Source organism: Sphingomonas sp. GW821-FHT10C01, assembly GCF_059415525.1.
In genome coordinates this window covers 24,461-46,758 of sequence record NZ_JBWKNK010000002.1, presented here as the reverse complement: position 1 = coordinate 46,758, position 22,298 = coordinate 24,461, and the positions used below count along the sequence as shown (strand labels likewise).

9 protein-coding genes are annotated in these 22,298 nt (G+C 65.4%); 3 read left to right on the top strand and 6 right to left on the bottom strand.

The genetic code is table 11. The annotated features are described in order from the left end of the window. The first annotated feature begins 2 nt into the window (after positions 1-2). From AC07M1_RS12210 to AC07M1_RS12200, 3 genes are read left to right on the top strand one after another with little or no spacing between them, the layout of a single operon-like run. Positions 3-3,656: a hypothetical protein gene (locus AC07M1_RS12210; protein ID WP_495162886.1), complete on the top strand. Its 3,654-nt coding sequence runs from the start codon at positions 3-5 to the stop codon at positions 3,654-3,656. Positions 3,657-3,669: 13 nt separating this feature from the next. Further along, entirely contained in the window at positions 3,670-5,097 is a 1,428-nt protein-coding gene (locus AC07M1_RS12205) for a ComEC/Rec2 family competence protein (RefSeq protein WP_495162885.1), read from the top strand. 40 nt (positions 5,098-5,137) lie between these two features. Further along, positions 5,138-16,915, top strand: a complete 11,778-nt coding sequence (locus tag AC07M1_RS12200) for a hypothetical protein (RefSeq protein ID WP_495162884.1) — start codon at positions 5,138-5,140, stop codon at positions 16,913-16,915. Positions 16,916-16,949: 34 nt separating this feature from the next. On the opposite strand, the gene AC07M1_RS12195 is transcribed toward AC07M1_RS12200, so the two are convergent. The 6 genes from AC07M1_RS12195 to AC07M1_RS12170 all read right to left on the bottom strand — a co-directional run bounded on the left by AC07M1_RS12195 (position 16,950) and on the right by AC07M1_RS12170 (position 22,246). Then, positions 16,950-17,564 carry an SCO family protein gene (locus AC07M1_RS12195; RefSeq protein ID WP_495162883.1) on the bottom strand — a complete coding sequence of 205 codons (615 nt, stop codon included), beginning with the start codon at positions 17,562-17,564 and terminating at the stop codon, positions 16,950-16,952. Beyond that, positions 17,561-18,025: a copper chaperone PCu(A)C gene (locus AC07M1_RS12190; protein ID WP_495162882.1), complete on the bottom strand. Its 465-nt coding sequence runs from the start codon at positions 18,023-18,025 to the stop codon at positions 17,561-17,563. The genes AC07M1_RS12195 and AC07M1_RS12190 overlap by 4 nt, the downstream gene beginning before the upstream one ends. 22 nt (positions 18,026-18,047) lie before the next feature. Next, positions 18,048-18,761 carry a superoxide dismutase gene (locus AC07M1_RS12185; protein WP_495162881.1) on the bottom strand — a complete coding sequence of 238 codons (714 nt, stop codon included), beginning with the start codon at positions 18,759-18,761 and terminating at the stop codon, positions 18,048-18,050. 226 nt (positions 18,762-18,987) lie between these two features. Then, on the bottom strand, positions 18,988-19,383 hold the full coding sequence (locus AC07M1_RS12180; protein ID WP_495162880.1) for a hypothetical protein: 396 nt from the start codon (positions 19,381-19,383) through the stop codon (positions 18,988-18,990). An 80-nt stretch (positions 19,384-19,463) separates the two neighbouring features. Further along, the gene (locus tag AC07M1_RS12175) at positions 19,464-20,666 is read right to left on the bottom strand and encodes a dipeptidase (RefSeq protein ID WP_495162879.1); all 1,203 of its coding nucleotides are present in this window, start codon (positions 20,664-20,666) and stop codon (positions 19,464-19,466) included. Then, positions 20,663-22,246 carry a serine hydrolase gene (locus tag AC07M1_RS12170; RefSeq protein ID WP_495162878.1) on the bottom strand — a complete coding sequence of 528 codons (1,584 nt, stop codon included), beginning with the start codon at positions 22,244-22,246 and terminating at the stop codon, positions 20,663-20,665. Before AC07M1_RS12170 ends, AC07M1_RS12175 begins: the two co-directional genes overlap by 4 nt. Positions 22,247-22,298 lie beyond the last annotated feature (52 nt).

Genomic DNA, 22,298 nt, shown 5'->3' with positions numbered 1-22,298 from the left:
CGGTGAGCGCCGCGCCCCTCTATAGCCAGACCGCGGCCGAATCGGCGCTCTACGCGCTATCTCCGGCGGCGGCCCATGGCTGGGCGGGCTTCTGGTCCCCCGACACGCTGCCCCAGACCAGCCTCACCCTGGATCAGGCATGGAGCGCCACGGACGGCGTCTATCTGTTCTGCGCGGTCGCACCGACGGATATTGCGACGATGGCGGCGGGGCTGGCGCAGATCATCCCCGCACTGTCTCCCGCCGGGCTGCTGAGAATGGCGTGGATCGCCGACCCCAATCTGCCGGTCGATCATTGGCAGGTCGATGTGCTGCTGGCGCGCGCGAGCGGCACCAACTGGACCGTGGCGGGTGCCGTCACCTGGCTCAGCGGTGGCTATGGCCTGTATTTGCCCGCAGGCGCGGCTCTGAACCAGAGCAGCGCCGGCGACACCTATGGCCTCGCGATCGGTGGCACCGGCGGCTATTTCCTGGCTCCCCAGGGCGCCTTCCCGATCAGCACCGGCAGCGCGTTCATCCCGCTTTCGGGCAGCGGCATCGGCGCGGTCGGCGCAACACTCGCGATCAGCGGATCGGAGAGCGACGCGTTCCAGCGGCTGTCCGCCGGACTGCGCTACTGCTACCCGACACTGAGCAAGCGCACGGGCATCGTCGACCGGCTCGACATGCCGCTGGTCAGTCAGAACGGGCTGAGCTTCAACCTCTATCTCGCCTATTTTCCCGGCACGCTGCCCGACCCCAACCTCTCCTGGCTGTCCTTCTTCCCGCCGACGGGCACCGGCAGCGTTCCCACCCTGCCCTGCTATCTGCGCACCGTGCTGGGCTATGGGACGACGCTGACCCCGATGCCCGCCCAGAACGGGGTGACAGCAGCCCGCTTCGTCTTCGGCGTCACGCCGCGCTGGGTGCCGGATGACCGCCGCAACCTTGCCAGCATGGCCTATCACCTCTGCCCCGACGGCGCGTTCACGATCGGCACCGATACGTTGCCCGAGCATGAGTTTCACGATCCACACAATGTCGTGGACCGGGTCATGCTCGGCGCATCGGGCACCGAATATGCGGGGCTGACCTCGCTCACCCAATGCGTGGTGCTGTTCGCCGGTGGTGCGCCCGCTTATGCCCCCGCGCTGGTCAACGCGACCCAAACCGACACCGACCCAGTCCTGCTGACGTCCGACGCGACCACGTCGGCGGCGACATTCCTGCCGCCGGGATCGGACACCGGCAATCTCATCTACTTCGCGCAGCCGCGCCAATCGCCGCTCTACCAGGCGGGCGATACCGGCTTTCTCGATTTCATGAGCCTGCCCGCCGCGCTGTTCTCGACCAGCCAGGCGCAATTTCCGCTGGGCGTCTATGCCGGCGTCAGCGACGACAAGGCGCGCGAGGCACGACTGCTCGACCAGGCGGTGCTGGCCCCCGCGCGCAACCAGGCGGCGATGGCCGGCACGAGCGATGTCCGCACTCAGACCGGCGGCACCGCCGTCCAGGGCGTCACGCCGCCGGGTTTGAGCGTGACGGTCTCCCAGGACCTGAGCACTTGGCAGAGCCTGGTCATGGCTCAGATGAACGAGATGACGCCGCAGAGCCGCAGCTTCTCGTCAGTGAGCAAGGATCTACAGGCGGCGCTGCAATCCGACCAGCTTTTCTTCGTCGTGGCGACACCGTCGGTGCTGGCGCCGCCGGTCGATCAATGCCCGAACGGCGAATGCACCTCGGTCCAGTATCGGCTCGACGAGAAGACGCTGGATATCCTCGCCGAGCAGGGCGTCGATCCCACAACGATCGCCGCCCTGAAGACGGGGTTGTCGGCGCAGGGCTACCCCACCTTCACCACCAAGAATGAATTCGTCGCGGAGGTGAAGACCCTGGCCCCGAATGTGTCGGAGGAGGACGAGACCAAGATCCTGGCCATTGCCGGCCAGCTCAGCATCGAGATCGATCACTGGACCTTCCAGCTTTCGCCCGATTCATGGCGGCTGGATTCCGCCAACCCGACGATGATGCTGGTCAAATACGCCAACGCCACGCTCGAGGATCTGGTCAACGACACCAGCCGCTGGGGCTATGCCGACGCGGCCGGTGACAAGTCGGCGACCCAGAAGCTGATCCAGGACGTGTTCGACGCCGCGCGGGAGGCATGGCGCGAAGACCGGGCATCCCCCTATGCCGACTTCTATCAGGACGTCGTCAGCAACGCGGCGTGGAACGGCTTTCTGTTCCTCAATGCCCCGGTCAACATGGCCGAGCTGCCGACCGAATTGCTGTTCCTGACCGCCGGCATCGATGCCTCGCGCTTCTATGCCCATCACGTCGCGATCGGGGCCACACCGTACAAGTCGGAAAACAACACGCTGGTGCTGGGCCAGTCGAGCATCTCCGGGCTGATCGACTATACCGACGAAACCGATCTGGTGATGGAAGCCACCGTCCCCTACGCCTTCAAGACGCAGCAGTTGACGGCGGTGTTCAAGAACACCGCGCTGGTCGATTTCAAGGCGCGGTGCGAGCTGATGGTCAATCGGCTGTTCGATGCCGAGACGCTGAAGGTCGAAACCGTCCACGGCAACAATCTGGTGCTGAGCGGCGGCTATCAGCGGCAGAATGGCGAGCCGGTCTACTCCTTCGTGCTCACCGGCCTGAACGACTATAATCTGCTGCGCAGCGCGCTCGGCTCGGTGAGCATCGCGGCGGTGCAGATACAAACCGCTGCAACCGACTCCACCCATATTCAGGTCAGCTTCCTGCTGTCGGGCAAGATGCGCTTCGTCGAACAACCGGCGTTCGACCTCTTCTCCTATGGCGTCCCGGTAACCGTGGGCGACCAGACGCCATCGGACGCGGACAGCGCTCTCGCCTTTTCGAACCTCGCGGTGCTGATGGCGTTCGACCTGGGCAATCCGGCCGTGCAGACCTTCACCGCGATTCCGAACAATGTCGCGTTCGATCTGGTCAACAGCAAGCCGCGCACCGCCAGCCTCGCCAACCGCTTCCCGCTCAAGCTGACCGGGCTGGCGGTGGGGACCAAGATCGGCACAGGGACCGGCGTATCCGCGACCAGCCCGGCCGATCTGGGCTATTCCGGCGTCAACGCGCCGATCGATGCGTCGATCATGACGACGCCCTGGTACGGGCTGGTGTTCGACCTCGACATGGGCACGCTCGGCGCGTTGAGCGGAGGCAGGCCGCTGATCATGTCGGTGCTCACGGCATGGTGCGTCGGCGTCGCCGCCAACGATCAGCCGATCTATCTTGGCCTCAAGATGCCCGATGCGCGCCCGTTGGGGATCGACTGGCCGCTTCAGGGCGTGCTGCATGTCGGCTTCCGCAGCTTCGACTTCACCGCTTCGGGCACGGGTGAAACGCGCGCCTATATGCTGCGCATGCGCCGCTTCGGGCTGTCGGCGCTGGGCATCAGCTTCCCGCCCGGCAATCTCGACGTCTTCATGTTCGGCGATCCCGCCGGCGGCAATACCGGCAAGCTCGGCTGGTATGCCGCCTATGCGCCCGACTCCAAGTCCACCACCAAGTCCGTGCCGGCAGCGCGCGCCGCCAATGTGCGGCTGAGCGGCCCCGCGACCGAACGTCTGAGCCGAACCGAACGCGCGCGCCGCAACGGCCGCCGCCTCAAATCCCCCAACCCAGGTCTCTGAGGAGCGTCCCGACATGGCCGAAGTGCGCTTCCAGGTACTCGATGTCGGACAGGGGTCGGGCAACTTCGTTGAAATCTACACCGATTCAAATGACTCGGTGCTGGGCGGCACGGTCCTGATCGACCTGGGAACCGAGCGCGATCCCTTCGACCTCGCCCAGACCGCGACCATCGAATATGTCCGCGGAAAGCTGGCATCGATGGAGTCGCCAACCATCAACCTGCTGGTGCTGACCCATTCGGATACCGATCATATCAACCTGATCGCCGACCTGCTGAGCAAGTTTACGCCGCCCGGTCAGCCGCCGACTCCAAGCAAACCCAATCTTCTGGTCGGTGAATCCTATTACGCCGGCGAGTACGACAAATTCTCCAAATACACCCAGGCGAATGTTCTTGATGTGGTCGCACAATATATGCCGACCGGCAAAAGTCCTAGCCAGTATCCCAAGGGATATTCTTCGTTCAGACAGAACCCGATCAAGTATTTCGAGGTACTTGGCGTAAAGGTCTATACGCTGATCGCACAGGTGGTGAACGAGAAATCGCGGGCAGCCAAGGAATCGGCGCACTGGATCAACACACGATCGGCAGTACTGCTCGTCACCTATAACGATGTGATCCAATGGGTGGTCACCGGCGATGCCACAGGCAACACGCTGTATCAGCTCAACCAGCTTTTCTCGGAGATGAAGGACGACAATATTTTAGACGCCTATATGGGCAACGTCTTCATGCTGACGGCGCCCCATCATGGCAGCCTGGCGACGACCTTCGATATCAAGGGCGTACGGAAAGCGCTCCTGTCGCCCGAGCTCAACACGATGTATTTCGCGCGCTACCTGAAAGCGCAATGCCTGTCCGCGAGCGCAGAACGCGTCGATAGCTTCAAGCATCCGCACTGGCGGGTTCTGGCCGCGCTGTCGGGTCCGCTCGGCAAGGACAAATATTTCGACCCCAGCTATCCCATCGATCAGTACGGTGAACATGCGGTGACGGTCTTCATCCCGCCGAAGACCTTCCCCTTCTGTGCCTGGCCCGCGACCGACGAATTCTATTCGTACAACACCACGCTGAACCTGTTCACCAACCTCTATTGCGTCACGACCACTTATTACAACGTCACCATCCCCCCCAATCCCAACACCGCCTACAATCCGACCGCCATTTCCCCTCCGCCCTATGCCAAGGTTCCGTTGGGCGCGAGCTGGGAGTTTCGGGGCAGCCCCACCGGCTATGGCTTCGTGTCGAAGCGCGACAATCGCCGCGTTGCCGGCCCGCTGGCGCAGCATCCCAGCATCCGGGCCGCCGCCGCCGCGCAGGCACGCTATACCGAACCGATGTTCGACCTGGCGCTGGCACGCGCGCCCGTCGAACACGCGATGTCGCCCGCCGAGGCTTCAACCCCGTCCCGCCTCGCCCGACTGCGGGTGCTCGGCTGATGCGCCCGCCAAGCCGGCATGAACCGATGCGGAGCGGCCGATGACGCTCACCGACATCCTCAATGCACTGAACGCGGCATCGGCGGGCGGCACGTTCGACCTCTACGGAACGGATCCCGATCCCAACTGGCCGCTCAAGACGCTGATCGTCGCCGCCAACAAGTTCGGGCCAAGCCCCGCGGTGTCGCTCGTCAGCAACATCGAAACCCAGCAGACCGCGGCATCGGTGGTCTTGACCGGCCGCGCGACGCTGACCGTCCCCGGTGGTGCCGCCGCGAACACCATCCAGGTCGCCGTCACCCTGACCGCGACCCTGCCCACGCCCGAAACCCCGCTGTTCCAGCTCAAGCTCGCGCCGATCAACGCCGGCTGGACCTTCGGCACCCAATTCCCCAACCTTCCCCAGTCGCAGCAGAATTTGGATGGCGGGCTGACCTGGCTCACCTCCTATCTGGTGCCGATTCAGGTCCAGCGACCGGTACTCGCATCCGACAATGACGCGACCACCACCGCGATCGGACTGGCCGGCACGCTGCCGATCGTCGGCAATGGCGAGCTCGACACGCTGGTCGACTGGATCGGACCGGTGCCGCTCGCGATCGTCGGCACCATCGAAATGCCGCAGGCGTCCGGCGACAATCCGGCAATGGACCTCAAGGCGCGGATTTCCGGCGCCCAGCTCAAGGTCGGCCTGATGACCGTCCAGGATCTGAGCCTGTGGTTCCAGAGCCTGCTCGACCTCGACCAGCAAGTGTACGGGGTCACGGCGCTGACCCAGTTGTCGCTGTCCGCGACGCTGACGCTCGGCGGCGGTTCGACAGCCGTGGTGGCGACGCTGTCCAGCCCGCTGCTCCAGGGCGACGATGTCTGGCCGCTCTATCTGGGCTTCGATGCCAACAAGCCCACGCTGAGCGGCGGACTGCTGATGCTCACCGGGTTGTTCGACGGGCTGCTGCCCAGCGAGTTCCCGCTTCCTCCGACGCTGCCGGTGCTCGACGACTTCACGTTCGAGAATATCAGCGTCGGCCTGGTTCCGCCCACGCTCGCGCATCCGCTGGGCGGGGTCACCTATGTCGCGGTGACGCTGGGTTCGGACAAGAGCTGGGAGCCGCCCGTCCCCTTCGTCCGCATCGACAATGTCGGCACGCGCTGGGTCCTAACCTTCGGCGGCGATCCCTATAGCTATTCGCTCGACAATGCGGTGATCGCTGGAACCGTCTATGGCGACGTCGTCGTCGGCGGCGCGGCGTCGCGCCAGGTGCCGCGCTTCGCCGGGCTGCGCAAGCTTTCGGAACTGCCGACGCTGGCGGACGGCGGCGCCACCTTCACCATCTCCGTCAACGCGCTGATCCCAGCCTATGTCGTCCAGGGCCAGCTGGCCGACAACGACACCATCCCGCTCAACTCCGCGCTCCAGTTCTTCTTTGGCGGTACCGGCCCCGACGGACCGTTCAAGGACGTGGCGATCACCGCCTTCTCGTTCAACGCGGATCCGTTGTCGCACACCTATGACGCGCGCGCGATCATCACCACCAACGTCACCGTCCCGCTGGGCGAGGCCGCGATCACGCTCGAGAGCCTCGGCTTCTGGGTGCAGGTGACGCAGAGCGCGGTCGCGGGCGGCATTTCGGGGACGTTCATCCTGGTCGGCGGCGGCCCGACCGGAGAGGCCGATCCCACCTTCGTGCTGGCGGCCGAATATTCCAGCGCCACGGTCAATGGCGGCTGGACCTTCTCCGGCGCGCTCTATCCGGGCATGAGCGTGGACCTCACCGCGCTGGTCGCGAAATTCCTCAGCTTCGGCACGCCGCCCGCCTGGGTGCCGCACATCTACCTCGACCTGCTCTCGTTCCGCTTCAACACGACGTCGCAGGACTATCGGTTCACCGGCCGCGCGTCGGTGCAATGGCCGGCGCCGGTACTGGGCATCCCCGGCGGCATCGCGATCACCGCCTATGCCGATGTCGCAAGCGCCGGCGGCGGCGCGCTGACCGGAACGCTCGGCGGCGGTTTCCAGATCGGCAAGGTCTCGGTCGCGCTCGAAACCGACCTCAGCGCCGATGCGCAAATCTATCGGTTCATCGCCACGTTCGACAAGCTGATCCTGACCGTCACCACCGGACAGCGCACCAGCAAGGGCGCAACGACACCGCACCAGGTGCTCTACGCGCGCCTCGGCGGCGTCACGCTGGGCAGCATCCTCGAATATCTCGTCAATCTCGCCGCGCCGACCATCGGCTACACGCTCGATTCACCCTGGAATCTGCTCAACAAGATCGACCTCTCGCGCTTCCAGCTGATGTTCGATCCGACCGACAACATGATCGAGCTGACCTGCGACGTCGGCGCCGACATCGTCGTGATGCGCATCGACACGATCGGCGTGCGCTATTGGAAGCCCAACGGCAAATCGACGGTCGAGCTGATCCTCGAGGGTAATTTCCTGGGCAAATCCTATACCGGCGACGACGCGCTGGCCTGGGACGTGATCGACGATCCCCCGCCGGCGGTGCCCGGTGAAGGTCCCTCGCTGCTCGACATCCGCTACCTCGGTCTCGGCCAGCGCGTCAGCTTCGCCAACGACGTGTTCAACCAGATCGATACGGTGCGCGGCTTCCTCAACGAACTGACCCAGCAGATGGGGCCGGTCGAGGATCCCGACGTCAACCCGCTCACCCAGAATCCAGGCATGGTCTATGCCGCCGACAGCCAGTGGCTGATCGGTTTCGACATCACCCTGCTCGACACGGTCGACCTGGGCTTCCTGTTCAACGATCCCAAGCTCTACGGCCTGTCGATCTCGCTGCATGGCGAAAAGGCCAAGGCGTTCGCGGGACTGGATTTCGAGATACTCTACAAGAAGATCTCGAACGATGTCGGCATGTTCCGCATCGAGCTGCGGCTGCCCGACCAGTTCCGCCATTTCGAGATGGGTGAGGTATCGATCACGCTCGGCGTGGTGGTGATCGAAATCTACACCAACGGCAACTTCCTGATCGACATGGGCTTCCCCTACAATCGCGACTTCGACCGGTCGTTCGCGGTCGAGGTGTTCCCGTTCCTCGGGCGCGGCGGCTTCTATTTCGGCCTGCTTGACGGCACCACGTCGCGCCGCACGCCCAAGATCACCAACGGCACCTTCGCGCCGGTCATCGAGCTCGGGCTGGGCCTCGCGGTAGGCGTCGGCAAGGACATCAAGTTCGGTCCCTTGAGCGGCGGCGCCTATCTTCAGGTCGAAGCGACCTTCCAGGGCGTGCTCGGCTGGTTCAATCCGTCCAACTCGAATTCCTCGACCGACGAATATTACTGGATGCGGGCGATCGTCGCGATCCACGGCCGCGTCTATGGCGAGGTCGACTTCGTCATCGTCAAGGCCTCCGCCAATATCGAGGCCTATGCCGAGGTGTCGGTGACCCTCGAAGCCTATCGCAAGTCGATCTTCCGCCTGTCGGCGCGGGTCACGGTCAGCGCCAGCATCAAGATCCTGTTCGTCAGGATCCATTTCAGCTTCTCGGCCGAAATCGACGTATCGTTCACCGTCGGGTCCGACCGGCGCACGCCCTGGATCCTCGCGGCCGATCAAAGCGGCAACTCACTGCCCGGTACCCGGCGCGTCCCGGGCCTGCGCACCAGTGCTTTCTCGCGCCAGCATCTGCTCGCCACCGCCGCGCGCCACGCCACGCCCGAGGCGCGCCTGACCGCGACACACCGCGCGCTGACCGACGACCCTGCCTATGTCCTGACCTGGAACCCCAACACGGTCGTGTTCGACACACCGGCCAATGTGCCGATCTGTCTGGTGGTGTCGGGATCGGTCTGGCAACTGCCCGCGGCCTGGTCGGGCAGCACCGCGCCGCCGCTGCCCGCCACCCCGGACTATCGCCTCGCCGTCGTCGCCACCGCCGCCGATGGCCGCGACAGCGCATCGAACGCGCGCGAAGCGACCCGCAGCGTGAGCGCGAACGCACAGGCAGGCGTGGTGTCCGACCTGCCCCTCGACGTGATGATGGAGGCGCTGCTGCGCTGGTCGATCAGCGCGGTGATCGGCAGCGCCACGTCGATCACCTCGGGCCAGCTCGCGATCCTCAACGAACAGATGAGCTGGAGCGAGACCACCGACGCCTTCTCGCTCGACACGCTGTCGACCTTCTTCTCCAAGAACATCGTCATGCAGGTTTCCGGCCCGCCCGCCGACGGGAACTGGCCATCGTCGTACAGCGCCAGCGTGCTGCCGATGCCGCCCTTCCTCGCCTGGACATCGACCCAGCTCCCGGATCGCGACTTCAACGAATTCAACCCGGTCGGGCCGCTCTACGAATGGGGCGCCAACGCCTATTTCACGCAGTTCCAGACATCGAGCACCGCGAGCGACGCGGCGCCGGATGACGACGATCCCACCGACTATGAATCGATGGCGACCTTCGTCTTCCGCGACTGGTGCCTGATGCTCGCGCGGACCGCCGTCCAATCGGCGGAAGACCTGATGACGGCGACCACCTACAGCCTCACCTCACCCCAGTCGCTGAGCCAGATCGCCAAGAAACTCCCGTTCGCGCCCATCGTCTATCGCGTACGCGCGAACGATACGGTCGCGAGCGTCGCCGCGGCGCTGGGCGCGACCCAGGCCGAGCTGGAGTTCCAGAATCCCGATCTTGCCGCGACGCTGGCCGACGCCGCGCCCGGACAGATAATCGACGTCGTGATCGGCACCGCGCCGGGCGAGATCGCCGCCGACAATCCCGATCAGACCCTGGTTCCCGACGTGACCGTGGCGCTGGGCGATGTCGACTATCAGCTCCCCGCCGACGCGACCTTCGACGGCGTCGCCAGCCAGTTCGGTCTGGCCGATGCGCAGGCATTGTTCACCGGCACGACCCTTGCCGACAACCAGACGGTGCTGCGCGCGGGCGCGGTCTTCACCACCCTGGCGGCAAGCTATTCCAATCCGCAGAATTTCGTCGTCATCTTCGCCGCCGCGATCTTCTACACGCGCTTCGCGAACCGCACGAATGTGACGCAGGGCGACGTGATCGCAGAGACCGTGTTCCAGCTCAATTCCGGAACCGGTCAGCCGCTGGCGGGGTGGAGCCAGACGATGGACCTGCCCGTCGGCACAGTCCTGACCATGCCGCCCGAATATGCGGGTCTCGCCGGCGCCGCGACCTACACGACGCTGCCGGGAGACACGCTCGCGCGGATCGGCGCGGCGGTCGCGCTCGGATCGGGCCAGGACGCCGCCGATCCTGAATGGTCGAACTTCCTCGACGCGGTGCGGGCCGCCAATCCCGGCTGGACGTCGGGCGCCACCGCGATCCCGGCGCTGCCGATCACCGGCGGGCTTACGGGAGTCACCGTCGCGCTGGGCGAGAGCCTGACGATACTGGCGGACCGCACGATCCTGTTCGCGGCCGCGCCGACCGGGCTGCTCGCCTGGATCGGCGACCAGCCCGTGCTCGCGCCGCTGGCGGTGCTGACCGTTCCCTCGGTCCAGTTCACCACCGCGACCACGCCGCCCGATACGCTGATCGGCCTCGCTACCCGCTATGGCATGACGGTCGCCGATTTCGCGACGCGCACCCCGATCGCGACCAACGATGCGCTGCTCTACAAACAGGTCTCCCCGGACACCCCACCGGTGGTGCTCCATATCTACCACCTGCCCGCACAGGAGGTTGATACGCTGGTCCGCGACGTCATGGGCGGGACCGCGCCCGGCCAGGCGGCAGGGCTGACCGCGCGACAATTGCTGTCGGGGCAGTCGTTGCCCGCCCCGGTGACCAACGGGACCGGCCATGCCGAGGCGACCGGGCCGCTGTCGCCGCTCTACGACTTGACCGGACAGCAGGTGTCGGGACCGGCTGCCGACATGACCCAGCCCGATGCGGTGGCGGTGGCGCTCAGCGTCACGGTCGATCCGGCCTATCGGAGCTGGGTGATGCTAGTGGAAACGACCACCGTGCAGGAGAAGCAGACGCTGGCGCGGCTTCGCAAACAATATCCCAAGCTCGACCAGCTCAACCCCGGTCTCGCGGTGCGCGGGCGGTTCGGCGCGGGCCTGCTCGTCCAGACCAAGGACGTCACCGCGCTGCCGATCCAGCTCACCAACACGCAGCTTGATGGCGTGTATCCGCAGACCGGGCTGCTGCTCGCGCCGACGCGCGGGCCGGTCGCCATGCCGATGAGCGCGCTGTCGCCGCGACCCTATGGGCTCGATCATGAGATTCCGGTGCAATCGCCCGACGGGTTCGCCTTCACCCCGACAGGCGGCACGCCGCTGGTCGGCCAGTGGAGCCTGTGGCCCTTCCCCTCTTCGCTCGTCGCCCGGGCGCAAAGCGGGTCGGACACCCTGTACGAACTGGTGCAGCGCTATACCGACAGCTCGCGCCCGCAGACCAGCGACATCGTCGCCAATGCCACCTGGGCCACGATGGTCGAATTCCGCGTGCGGCGCGTCAGCGGATACCAGAGCGTCTTCGAGCTGCTCGGCGCCGACACCGCCGGCCGCCAGCTTCTGCTGGAGGCGTGGCAGCAATTGTCGGCCGGCAGCTACGGCTATCTGCTCTATGCCCCCGCGCCGTCGAACGACGACATTTCGGGGACGATGGCCGCCCAGCCCGACCCCGCCGCCACCTATATCGTCAAGAGTAACCTCAGCACCGAAACCAGCTCCGGCGTCCATTCCGAGCGGTTCGAAGAGGACGGCGCCCCCCAGACGGAGGATGGCAGCGAATATTATGCCAATTTCGGGGAGCTGACCTCGTTCATGACCTTGTTGTGGGAAGCCAGCGTGGTCGGCGGCTATGGCTACAGCTTCTCGTACAGCGACGTCCACGGCAACACCTTGCCCGAAAGCTGCTTCGATCAGTCCGGTGTCGCGACGATCAGCCTGATGCTGCTCGACGCAACCCAGCTCGAACCCGAGCCTGCGGGCCGCGCGCTGCGCACGACCAACAATTATGCGCTGGTCGCGCCGGGCCTCGATGCCTCGACCAACGCGCTCTATGTGCTCAGCGCCGACGACACCGACGATATCGACACCCCCGCCTTCCCGCCGGGCAATATCGGCTTCACCGTGACTCTGCCCCAGGCCGATCCGACCACGGACCCGCTGGGCGCGCAGTTCAGCCTCGTCAGCTACAACGTCGCCACCTGCACCGACACGCCATTCACCCCGACCGTCCCCGCCCCGCCGATGAGTCCGCAGGAAGAGGATGGCACGCACCAGAGCCTCGCGCGGCGGCAACGGCTGGAGCGCCGCATTCGCGCCGGGGTCGCCCAGGCGGCGATGAGCGACGGCACGACGTACTGGCGCTACGATCAGGTGCTGCCGCTCTATCGCTTCGGTCCGGTCTCGGTCGCGCCCGCGGTGGCGGGGCTTCCCGACCCGGCCAGCGATCCGTATCGTGGGCCGGGTGGAGCGGGCACGCTGGTGCCGGCGCGGATCCAGATGGATGCTCTCGATGTGTTCGCCAACGTGACCACGCCGCCGAGCGGCTCCACCGGCACGCCACCGGGCGCGATCGACTATTCGATCGGCTATACCGATCCGCTGATCGCCGTTTCGAGCTGGCCGGGCACCACCCTGGCCTATGCGCTGGGGCAGGCGGACGGCAAGGTGACGCTCGCGGTCACGCTCTCGTCGCAACCGGGCGCGCTGGCCCCCAACCCGCTTCAGCCCGCCGCCACGCTCGCGGCCAAGGCGCAGCTTCAGGCCGCGAAGTATCAGGACATCTATTTCCAGCTGGTCCAGACCGATGTCGTCCCCAAAATCCTGACCACCCTGCGAACCAGCAACAAGACCCCCCTCCCCCTAACCGTAGATCAGCCGCATCTCGCAGTGCGCTATGCCGCCGCCAACCACGCCTATGCCGCAGCGCTGTCCGTTGCCACGGCGGTTCCGGTCGACACCGCAGTGGCGGCGACGCTGTCCGCCGTCTGGACCCAATATGGCATGGGTCCCTATCTGGCTGCCGCCGCCAACAAGGACGTGCTCCTCTTCCAGATCTTCGGCGCGCAGAACCTCACCGTGCCGGTCGGTGGCCCGTTTGTGGAGGGGGATACGGCGCAATCGATCACCACCACGGCCCAGGCGCGTGGCGACGGCTGGCCTGCGCCAGCCAACGCGACCGCGCTGCTCCAGGACGCCGCCAATTCGACGATCCTGCTGCTGCGCCCGCAATGCGTGCTCATGCTGCCGCCCGGCTCGACCTTCGCGGTGCCCGAAGCCGCGCCATCGCTCGCCGATCTCGCCACGGACATGCACACCAGCGTCGCGCTATTGGCAGGCGATATCGCCGCCGTGACCGTTGATCCGCCCACTTTCGCGACCGGTTTCGTCTTTGACTATCAGGGCTATTCGATCACCACCGACGCGACACATACGACCTTTGCCGAGGTGATCGCGGCTTTTGCAGCGCTGGGCGTCATCTGCACCGCCGCCGATCTTGCGGTGGAGAATCAGGACAAGCCTGCCATCTATGTCGCCGCCACGGTCCTGCCGACCCTGCATCTGGTGGCGGGCCAAGACGAAACGCTCAGCCAAGCCGCGCAAACCATATTCGCGCAACCGCTGACGCCCGCGCTTACGCTGAACAGCCTCGCCGCGAGCAATGTCGCCACCGCCAACCTGTTCGACAGCGGCGCGCTGGTCCATCTCGGCGATATGAGCGTCGCGCTCGACACGAACGAGCTGCGCACGGTGGCCGAATTCGCCGCCGCCTATGGCAGCCCGCCGGGGCTGTTGCTCTCGGACAATCTCACGGTCCCGCTGCCCGCGACAACCGCGCTGTCGGTCCCCGGAGCGATCGCCGCCCCCGTCACCGCGCAGCGCGCGCCCTTCGCCATCGCGGCCGGCAACACGCTGGACGGCATCGCCGCGAACTTCGCCAGCAACGCCGAAACGATCGCCGAAGCCAATGCCGCGATGCCTGGCGCCCTTGCCGCGGACCAGCAAGTGGAGATCCAGTCGGTATCGGTGACGACCGGGACCGGCTGGTCGATTGATGATCTCTGGCAGGCGGCCCAGGCGCTCGACCCGGCGATCACCTTCGCGCAGACCGTGTCGGCGATCGAGGCAAGCACGACGATCCTTCTGGGCGGCGGGCTGTTCGTCTGTCCGCCCGCAGCGATCCCGGCGTCCGGCACCAATCTGACGACGAGCGCGGCGGCGGCGCTCTACAATCTCGACGGTGTCGCATTCGCGCAGGCCAATGCCGGTACGATGGGGTTGATCGCGAACGGCGTCTCGCTCTCCGCGCCCGGCCTGGAGACACCGATCACGACCACCAGCCACGACACGTTCAACAGCATCGGCGCGCGCTTCGCCGATGCCGGCATGCCGCTCTCGATCACCGACATCCTCGCCAACAACCCCGACGCCGCGCTGATCGCCAAAGGTGCGGCCGCCTTCCTACCCCCACCCACCAGCATCTTCACCGCCAAGATGCCCCTCGGCGCCGGGCCATTCCCCGCGCCCGTCTTCCCGCTCTATGTCTGGTTGCGGATTGAGCGGCCGAGTGCGGCCATTCCGCTCGACGTCGACCCCAACGGCCGCATCGCCCGCGCCGATTCACCCGTTCCCGCGCCGACCACAGCACAGGGAGCGGAAGGCGAGACATCGCAGACCTATACCGCCTTTGCCGAGGACTTCGTTGCGGCATTGCCACTGCTTCGTCTCGCCACCGGCCGGACGGAAGACGAGACCGCCGATCTGTGGGCAGTCGATTTCGGTGCCACCGGGATCACCAGCGTCACGGTCGCGCCGGCTATCACCGATGATGAGGGCAAATTGCCGCGCGTCTGGGCGCTGCGTCCGCTCTACAACAGCCTGCAAACACGCATGGACGTCGACGTCAGCACCGTACAGTCCGACGGCACCCTGTCCCCGGCGACCCCGTTCAACTTCCAGAATGTTGATCCAGAGAGCTGGGCGGCCCGAATGCTGGGCGACATCGACGTCTTCCTGTCCGGACCCTACGCCGCTGCACTCTATGCCGATCCCACCGGCCGAGCCCAGCTCAAGTCAGTGCTTGATGCCAAGCGCCTGCTGGCCCCCGCGATCGCACGCGGGCTCTATCCCGTGCTGGACCTCGGCATGCCAATGCCCAGTGCCGCCACCACGGAGGCCCGGACATTAGTCGCCGACAAATTGTCCGCCAACCTTGCCGGCACCTACGCCATGGCGGCGCTGCTGCAATATGATGCTACCGTAACGAGCGCCTGGACCAAGGACGAGACCGACGCGCCGCCAGCCCGGCTTTCCGGCGCCACCAAGCCGTTGACTCCAGCCCCGACCGATCCACGCCCGTTCACGCTGACCAGCGCCAAGACCGACGTCACCGTTCCGGCATCCTACGCCTCGTTCCTGATGACGGTGCCCGACGTGTCGGTATCGAGCCACGTCCCGATGAACCTCGGCTATGTCTATGACGAGGCGGAATTCGACATCGCCGCCGTGCCTAATGTCGAGGGCTATGTCGCCTCCAACTGGGTGAGCTTCGTCCCTCCGCTCGATCGGGACCCGCCCAGCGCGCTGTCCACCGATCTTGGCGAAAGCGACATTCCGGTGCCGTTGCGCGCCTATCCCCCCCCGCCGGCGCTGGTTGCGCAATCGGGGACGGCGAGCCACCCTATTCCCGACGGCCTCGACCAGACCGCGGACTGGACGTTCGGCGTCACCTATGCCCATCAGCACGCCGAGCAGGATGAGGTCATCATCGCGTTCGACGTCAATATCGGCCTGCCGCCGGAGATGCTGTCCACCCGGTTGACCGTCGAGAATATCGTCAACGCGCTGGCAGGCTATTCGACCGCTGCCGACGGGCTTTGGGCGCTGCTGCCTGGCTGGGTCGACAAGACGCGCGCGGCTCCGATCGCGACGTTACAGAATGCCGCAACCTCCTTCGCTTCGCTGGTCGGAACCATCGCCGCCGCTTGGGATGCGCATTGGCCTCTCACGAGCGAAGAACCAGGCCCGCAGAGCGGTCAGTCGGGCGACACGACGGTCTCGTCCTACGAATATTATGCCCAGGTCGGCTATGAGGGGATCGGTCTCAAGACCCTGACGCTCACCAGCATCGGTACCGCGGGCATCAGCCCATCGGGGGATTGGCCCGATATCTACTACACGCCGCCAGGCGGCGAACCGCTCCAGCTGACCTTCGACAGGCTGTTGACCCCGACCAGCGCGCTCTACGATTTCCCGGCCGGCACCGACGGTCTTTATCCGGCACAGACCGCGCAAACCATCGGGCTGGCCTGGAAAGACCTGAATCTGGCGCAGTTGCAGAATGCCAAGGCCAGCCTCGCCGTCCGCCGCAACGCCAAGCTGCTCGGCGAGACCGGTCCAGACACCAACGAGGACTTCGTCTATCACACGCCCGATATTACTGCGGAGAACAGCATCTGGCCGCTGCTCAACTGGCCGCAGCGGTTCGAGATCGGCAGCGGTGCCCAAGATGGGTTCGCCGCGGCGCTACAGACCTCGCTGACACAGATTCTGGGTACGCCAGACGGGCAGAACATCACACTGTCAGTGGCCTATGGCAACGAGCTGATCGCACCGACCCCAGAGGACCTCGACGGCGTGGTCACCTATTTACCGGTGACCCTCTATCCGCACGCCAGCTTCTCCGCGACGACCGCGGCGACGCTTGAAACCGAGCTCGAACAATGGCTCGACCTGCATCCGCCTGCATCCACTGGCGGCGAATGGGCAGTCTCGCTCATTCTCTATGCCGACCCGCCTGAGGAGGATGCCGACAATGAACCCGGACGATCGCTGCTGGTCATCGACAAGCTGATCTATCGACTTACTTGAACCGCCGGCCACTAGGGCCGGCGGTTCAAATGGCTCAAATCAATCGTTTGAGCTTATCCAGCGCGGTCTTCTGACTCTCCTTATGGTCGATGGTGGCAACGAATTTGCCCTCGCCGTCCATCAGGAACACCGACGCAGTATGGTCGATCGTATAGTCGCCACCCTCGATCGGAACCTTGGCGTAATAGACGTGGAATGCCTTGACGATGCGGGCGATCTGCGCGTCCGAGCCAGTCAGTCCAATGATCGGTGTATTGAACAGCGTCAAATAGCTGCCGATGTCCTTCGCCTTGTCGTGCCCGGGATCGACCGAAACGAAGACAATATTGAACTTGTCGCCGTCGGTCCCGAGTTGCTTGCGAAGGGCGGCCATCCGGCTCAGCGTGGTGGGACAGACATCCGGGCAGCGGGTGAAACCGAAGAAGATCGCATAGGGTTTTCCACGCAATGCCCGATCGGTGACCGCTTTCCCATTCTGGTCGATCATATCGAAGCTGCCACCAAAGGCGCTGGCATAGCTTTCCGCAGCATTGGGCGGCGGCGCGGGTTCGCGCAGCAGATACGCCGCGCCGGTGGCGATCGCGGCGATCGCCACCGCGACCCATAGCCAGATACGCACACGCGTGAGCTTTGTCGGGGTTGCGGTCATTTGCCGGCTCCCGTTCCATGGCTGATCGAATTGACCTGAAGCTGCACGGTCACGCTTCCCGCGCGCTGGAAGCGCAGGGTGACGGGCACGCGACTGCCCAGCGCCAATGGCTTTTTGAGGCCGATCAGCATGATGTGATAGCCGCCCGGCTTGAGTTCGACCTTGCCGCCCGCCGGCACCGCAAGCCCGTCGGATAGCGGGCGCATGCGCATCACGCCGCCCTCCATCGACATCGTATGGATCTCGACCTTGGCGGCTGCGGGCGAGGTTCCCGACAGCAATCGGTCGGCGGTCTTGCCGCGATTGGCAATGCGCATGAAGCCGCCGCCGACGCTCTGGCCGGGCGCGGTCTGACGGGTCCAGGCGCCGTCGATCGTCAGGCTTCCGTGGCGCACGGTTTGCGCCATGGCCGGTGCTGCTAGCCCCAAAAGGGCGATAGGCGCGAACAGATATCGATACATGGTCTATCTCCTTTGCGGGCGATCAGCGGCGGGTTGCGGTAGCGAACCGCTCGGATACGGTTTTCCAGTCCACAACCTGCCACCAGCCATCGAGATAGTCGGCACGGCGGTTCTGGTATTTGAGGTAGTAGGCGTGCTCCCATACGTCGTTGGCGAGGATCGGGGTGCCCTTGACCTCAGCCACGTCCATCAGCGGATTGTCCTGGTTGGGCGTCGAGGTGATCGCGAGCCGGCCATCCGCACCGACGATCAGCCACACCCATCCCGAACCGAACCGGCCGGTCCCCGCGGCCCTGAACGCGGCCTTGAACTTGTCGAACGACCCGAAGGTAACATCGAGCGCGCGGGCAAGCTCGGCCGAAGGCGCGCCGCTATGAACAGCCGGGGTCATCGATTTCCAGAAAAAGCCGTGGTTCCAGTGGCCTCCGGCATTGTTGCGCACCACCATCGGCAGCGTGCCCGCCGAGGCGACGAGTTGTTCCAGGCTTCGCCCCGTAAGCGCGGCATTCTCGTTCACCGCCTTGTTGAGCGCATCGACATAGGCTTGGTGGTGCTTGCCGTGATGGATCGTCATGGTCTGGGCATCGATCGCCGGGTCGAGCGCGTCAGGCGCATAGGGCAAGGTCGGTAAAGTGAAGGGTGCGGCATGCTGTGCGGTGGTTGGTGCTGCCTGCTGCGCAACGGCGGGCACAGCAAGCATCGTGGCAACCGTGAGAAAAGTGATTGCAATACGCATGTAGAGTTTCCTCTTTGGATCAGGTTGGAGGCGGTACCCCGCCAGCGCGCGGCGCGGCCAAGCGCCATGCGGCGGCCGCTGACGACAGGAGCGCACGGCAAGGCGGCCGCGCGACGAACACAAGCGAAAGGGTGTTCATCAAGAACGCCCCTAAGGTTCGTGGATGTGTGCCCTCGCAAAGCGCGATCAGGCCGCGAGCGATTTCGGATTGCTCGCCGTGCGGCCTTCAGGCCCGGCCAGGCGGCCCCAGAGCTGGTGGCGGAGGGGCGGCAAGCCGCCGCACAGAGGGAACCGCGATGACACGCGATCCCGGCAGGTCTCGGGCCAAGCCGAAGGCCGATCCCGTCCCGGTCAGGAGCGGGAGCGAAAGCGCCCCGCTCAAACCCGCGGCGTAGATGCAAGGCTGCTCAGCGGTACTATGGCGATCCTTGCCGTCGCCCTTCTCGATCGGAAGAAACGCCTTGGCCTGCCCCATCCCGGTGCAGACCGAAATGACGATGCCATTCGGCGCCTGCGTGGGCATGAAGCCAACCGGGATCGCAACGCGGATCGCAAGGACGAGCGCGAACAGCATCACGAGGATGGCGCGTGCGTTGCGCGAGTCCCGGATCCATGCCGTCATGCCCCGCCTCGTAACGGTGGCTCGGCGATTTGTCATGCGGTTCGGCATCGAGCGCCAAGGGCGCACGCGCCTACCCGACGTCAGTCGCCGGCAATCGTCGAATGCCGGCGCGCCTCCTCAACGATGCGAAGGATGTTGCCACCCCACATCTTGGCAAGGTCCGCGTCCGAATAGCCGGCCTGCTTCAACCGCGCGGTCACCTTGGGCAGCGCCGATATATCCTCGATCCCCGACAGACCGCCGCCGCCGTCCCAATCGCCGCTGAAGCAGACATGGTCCGGACCAGCGACCTTGATGACGTGCAGCACCATCCGCATGTAGCGCTCGAAATCGGCGTTCCATAGCGGCTGGGTTCGATCGAGCTCGCGCCAGCGCTTCGACAGCGCAACCTGCTCTGAAGGTGATAGGGTGGCAATCCGCTCATATTTCGCGAACAGTTCGCCACGCTCACCGGCAAGGTTGATCTCCGATAGGAAGATCGTGCTGATGCAGATCGCCCCGCCCTTGGCCGCGAGCTTGCGGATACGCGCATCGTCCAGGTTGCGGGGATGGTCATAGCCCCAGCGCCCGGTGCTGTGCGACAAGAGGATCGGCGCCTTGGAAGCCTCCACCATCTGATCGAACGCCGCGTCCGACGCGTGGCTGGCATCGATCACGATACCGAGCCGGTTCATCTCGGCCATCCACCGCTTACCGAGCGGACTCAGCCCATTCCATTTGGGCGTGTCGCCCGAACTGTCAGCGAACTGGTTATTTTTGGCGTGCACCGGTCCGATCAGCCGCACGCCGCGGCGGTGAAATTCGGCGAGCAGCGACAAGTCTTCCCCTACCGGATAGCTGTTCTCCATGCTTTTGAAGGCGATCAGCATGTTCGCGCGGTTCAGACGGCGGGCGTCGTCCGCCGTGCGTGCAGGGGCGATGCGCGTCGAAAAACCGGCCAGGGTGGTATCGATCAGGTCCGACCGCTTGCGCGCAAAGGCCAGCGCGGCGGCATAGCCTTCGGGCGTCAGCGGCCCCTGGTCGGTATAGATGGCAAAGAAGCCGCCATCGAGCGCGCCCGCCTCCATCCGCGCCAAATCGACCTGGACGATATCGTCAGCCGGGTCGTGCCTTGCGCCGAAATCCCAGCCTGGCCGTCCGAAATGCATCGGCGTGTCGAGATGCGTGTCGAGCACCAGCAGCCGCTTGTGGAGCTTTTCGGCATCCTCCGCAGGCTGCCGAGATGTCGCCTGTCCCGAAAAGGCTACGGCCAGCAGCAGCGCGGCGACGGCAACGCGCGTCACTTGCCCGCCTCCACCGGCCGCAGGTCCAGATCGTGATAATCGTAGCTGAAGTCGGCCACCGGACTCTCCGCCTTCATCGATACGCGCGCGACCTTGCCGTTCGCGTCGAGCGCGAAGGTTACGTAGGCTGGCTCGATCGTCTTGTCGTCGAATCGGGTGATGAAGGTGTCGTACTGATAGTGCGCCAGCTTTCCCGCCATGCGCGGGGTGGTCTTGAAGTCGATGCGCAACCCGTCCGTGCCGGCAGTGACGGCGACATCGCCATACCAGGCATCGCGATAGGTGCCGGCATAACGATCGAGCGACAGTGACGGGCCGACCTTGGCGGGCGTGGCCTTGGTCGTGGCGAGCGCGGCCTTGCCGCCCTCGATCCGCTGCGCATATTGCGCCGCGAACAGCGCCGGCCAGTCCTGTTGCGGCGCACCCAGATAATGGTCGACCAGCGTCTGCGAGATGCCGCGCAGAAACGCGCCCTCCTCCGCATTGACCACCAGCGCGATCCCCACATCCTGTTCGGGCAGCAGGATTACCTGAGCGATCGCCCCGAGCACGGCGCCGCCATGCGAGATGATCTTGGCGCCACGATAGTCCGCGACGTTCCAGCCGAGCGCATAGCTGCTGAACTTGGGCGCCAGCGCCGCCATCGGTCCCGGCGGGGCGTCACCGACCGGCAGCAGCGTCACGCCCTTCCACATCTCGTTCGCCTGCGCCTCGCTATAAAGCCGCCCGCCTGCGGGCAGCGCGCCGCGGCCAAGCTGAATCTTGAGCCATTGCGCCAGATCGTTGGCACTCAGCGCCAGCCCGCCGGCCGGCAGAGCGGCACGGCCCAGTTCGGCCTCCCGCTCGTCCAGCATCGACAGCGGCCCGTCGCCGCGCACCGCGCCCGCGATGCGGGCGTGCGGCATGGCGCGATTGGGTGTGGCCAGGCGCGCCTCATAATTGGCGGTGGCGGTGTTCATCCCGCCGCGCCTCAGCACGTCTCGGGCCATGAAGTCTTCCCAGCTCTTGCCGCTGACCTCTTCGATCAACTGCCCGGCGACAGCGTAGAGGACATTGTCATAGGCATAACCCGAGCGGAAACTGCGCGCCGGTTTGATGTGCGCCAGTCGCTTCACCATCTCCTTGCGCGACAGGCTGCCGCGCGGAACGAACAGCAAATCGCCCGCGCCAAGACCGAGCCCGCTATTATGGACGAGCAGGTCGCGCACGGTGATCTCGCGCGTCACCCAGGGATCGTGCAGGCGGAACCAGGGCATATGGTCGATCACCCGGTCGTCCCACTTGATCTTGCCCTGATCGACCAGCGTCGCCAGCGCCGCAGCGGTAAACGCCTTGCCGGTCGAGCCCGTCTGGAAGATCGTGTCGGCATCCACCCTGGCCGGATCGCCGAGCCCGCGCACGCCCCAGCCGCGCGCGAGTGTGGTCTTACCCTTCTCGACCACCGCGATGGCAATGCCGGGTGTGCCGGTCTTCCGACGCAGTTCCTCGACCCGCGCCTCGAACCCTTTGGGAAGCTCGGCCGCCGCGGGAATGGCGGCCAGCAACAGCAGCGCGGGCACCGCACAAAGGGAACGGATCATGGGGAAATATCTCCTTGTTGACCGGGCCTGCCGCGAACCATGCAGGCAAGCC

Excerpts from the sequence above, each read along its gene's own strand:
- AC07M1_RS12170 (WP_495162878.1), bottom strand. The coding sequence starts at position 22,246 with ATGATCCGTTCCCTTTGTGCGGTGCCCGCGCTGCTGTTGCTGGCCGCC.
- AC07M1_RS12190 (WP_495162882.1), bottom strand. The coding sequence starts at position 18,025 with ATGTATCGATATCTGTTCGCGCCTATCGCCCTTTTGGGGCTAGCAGCA.
- AC07M1_RS12200 (WP_495162884.1), top strand. The coding sequence starts at position 5,138 with ATGACGCTCACCGACATCCTCAATGCACTGAACGCGGCATCGGCGGGC.
- AC07M1_RS12205 (WP_495162885.1), top strand. The coding sequence starts at position 3,670 with ATGGCCGAAGTGCGCTTCCAGGTACTCGATGTCGGACAGGGGTCGGGC.
- AC07M1_RS12185 (WP_495162881.1), bottom strand. The coding sequence starts at position 18,761 with ATGCGTATTGCAATCACTTTTCTCACGGTTGCCACGATGCTTGCTGTG.
- AC07M1_RS12180 (WP_495162880.1), bottom strand. The coding sequence starts at position 19,383 with ATGACGGCATGGATCCGGGACTCGCGCAACGCACGCGCCATCCTCGTG.
- AC07M1_RS12195 (WP_495162883.1), bottom strand. The coding sequence starts at position 17,564 with ATGACCGCAACCCCGACAAAGCTCACGCGTGTGCGTATCTGGCTATGG.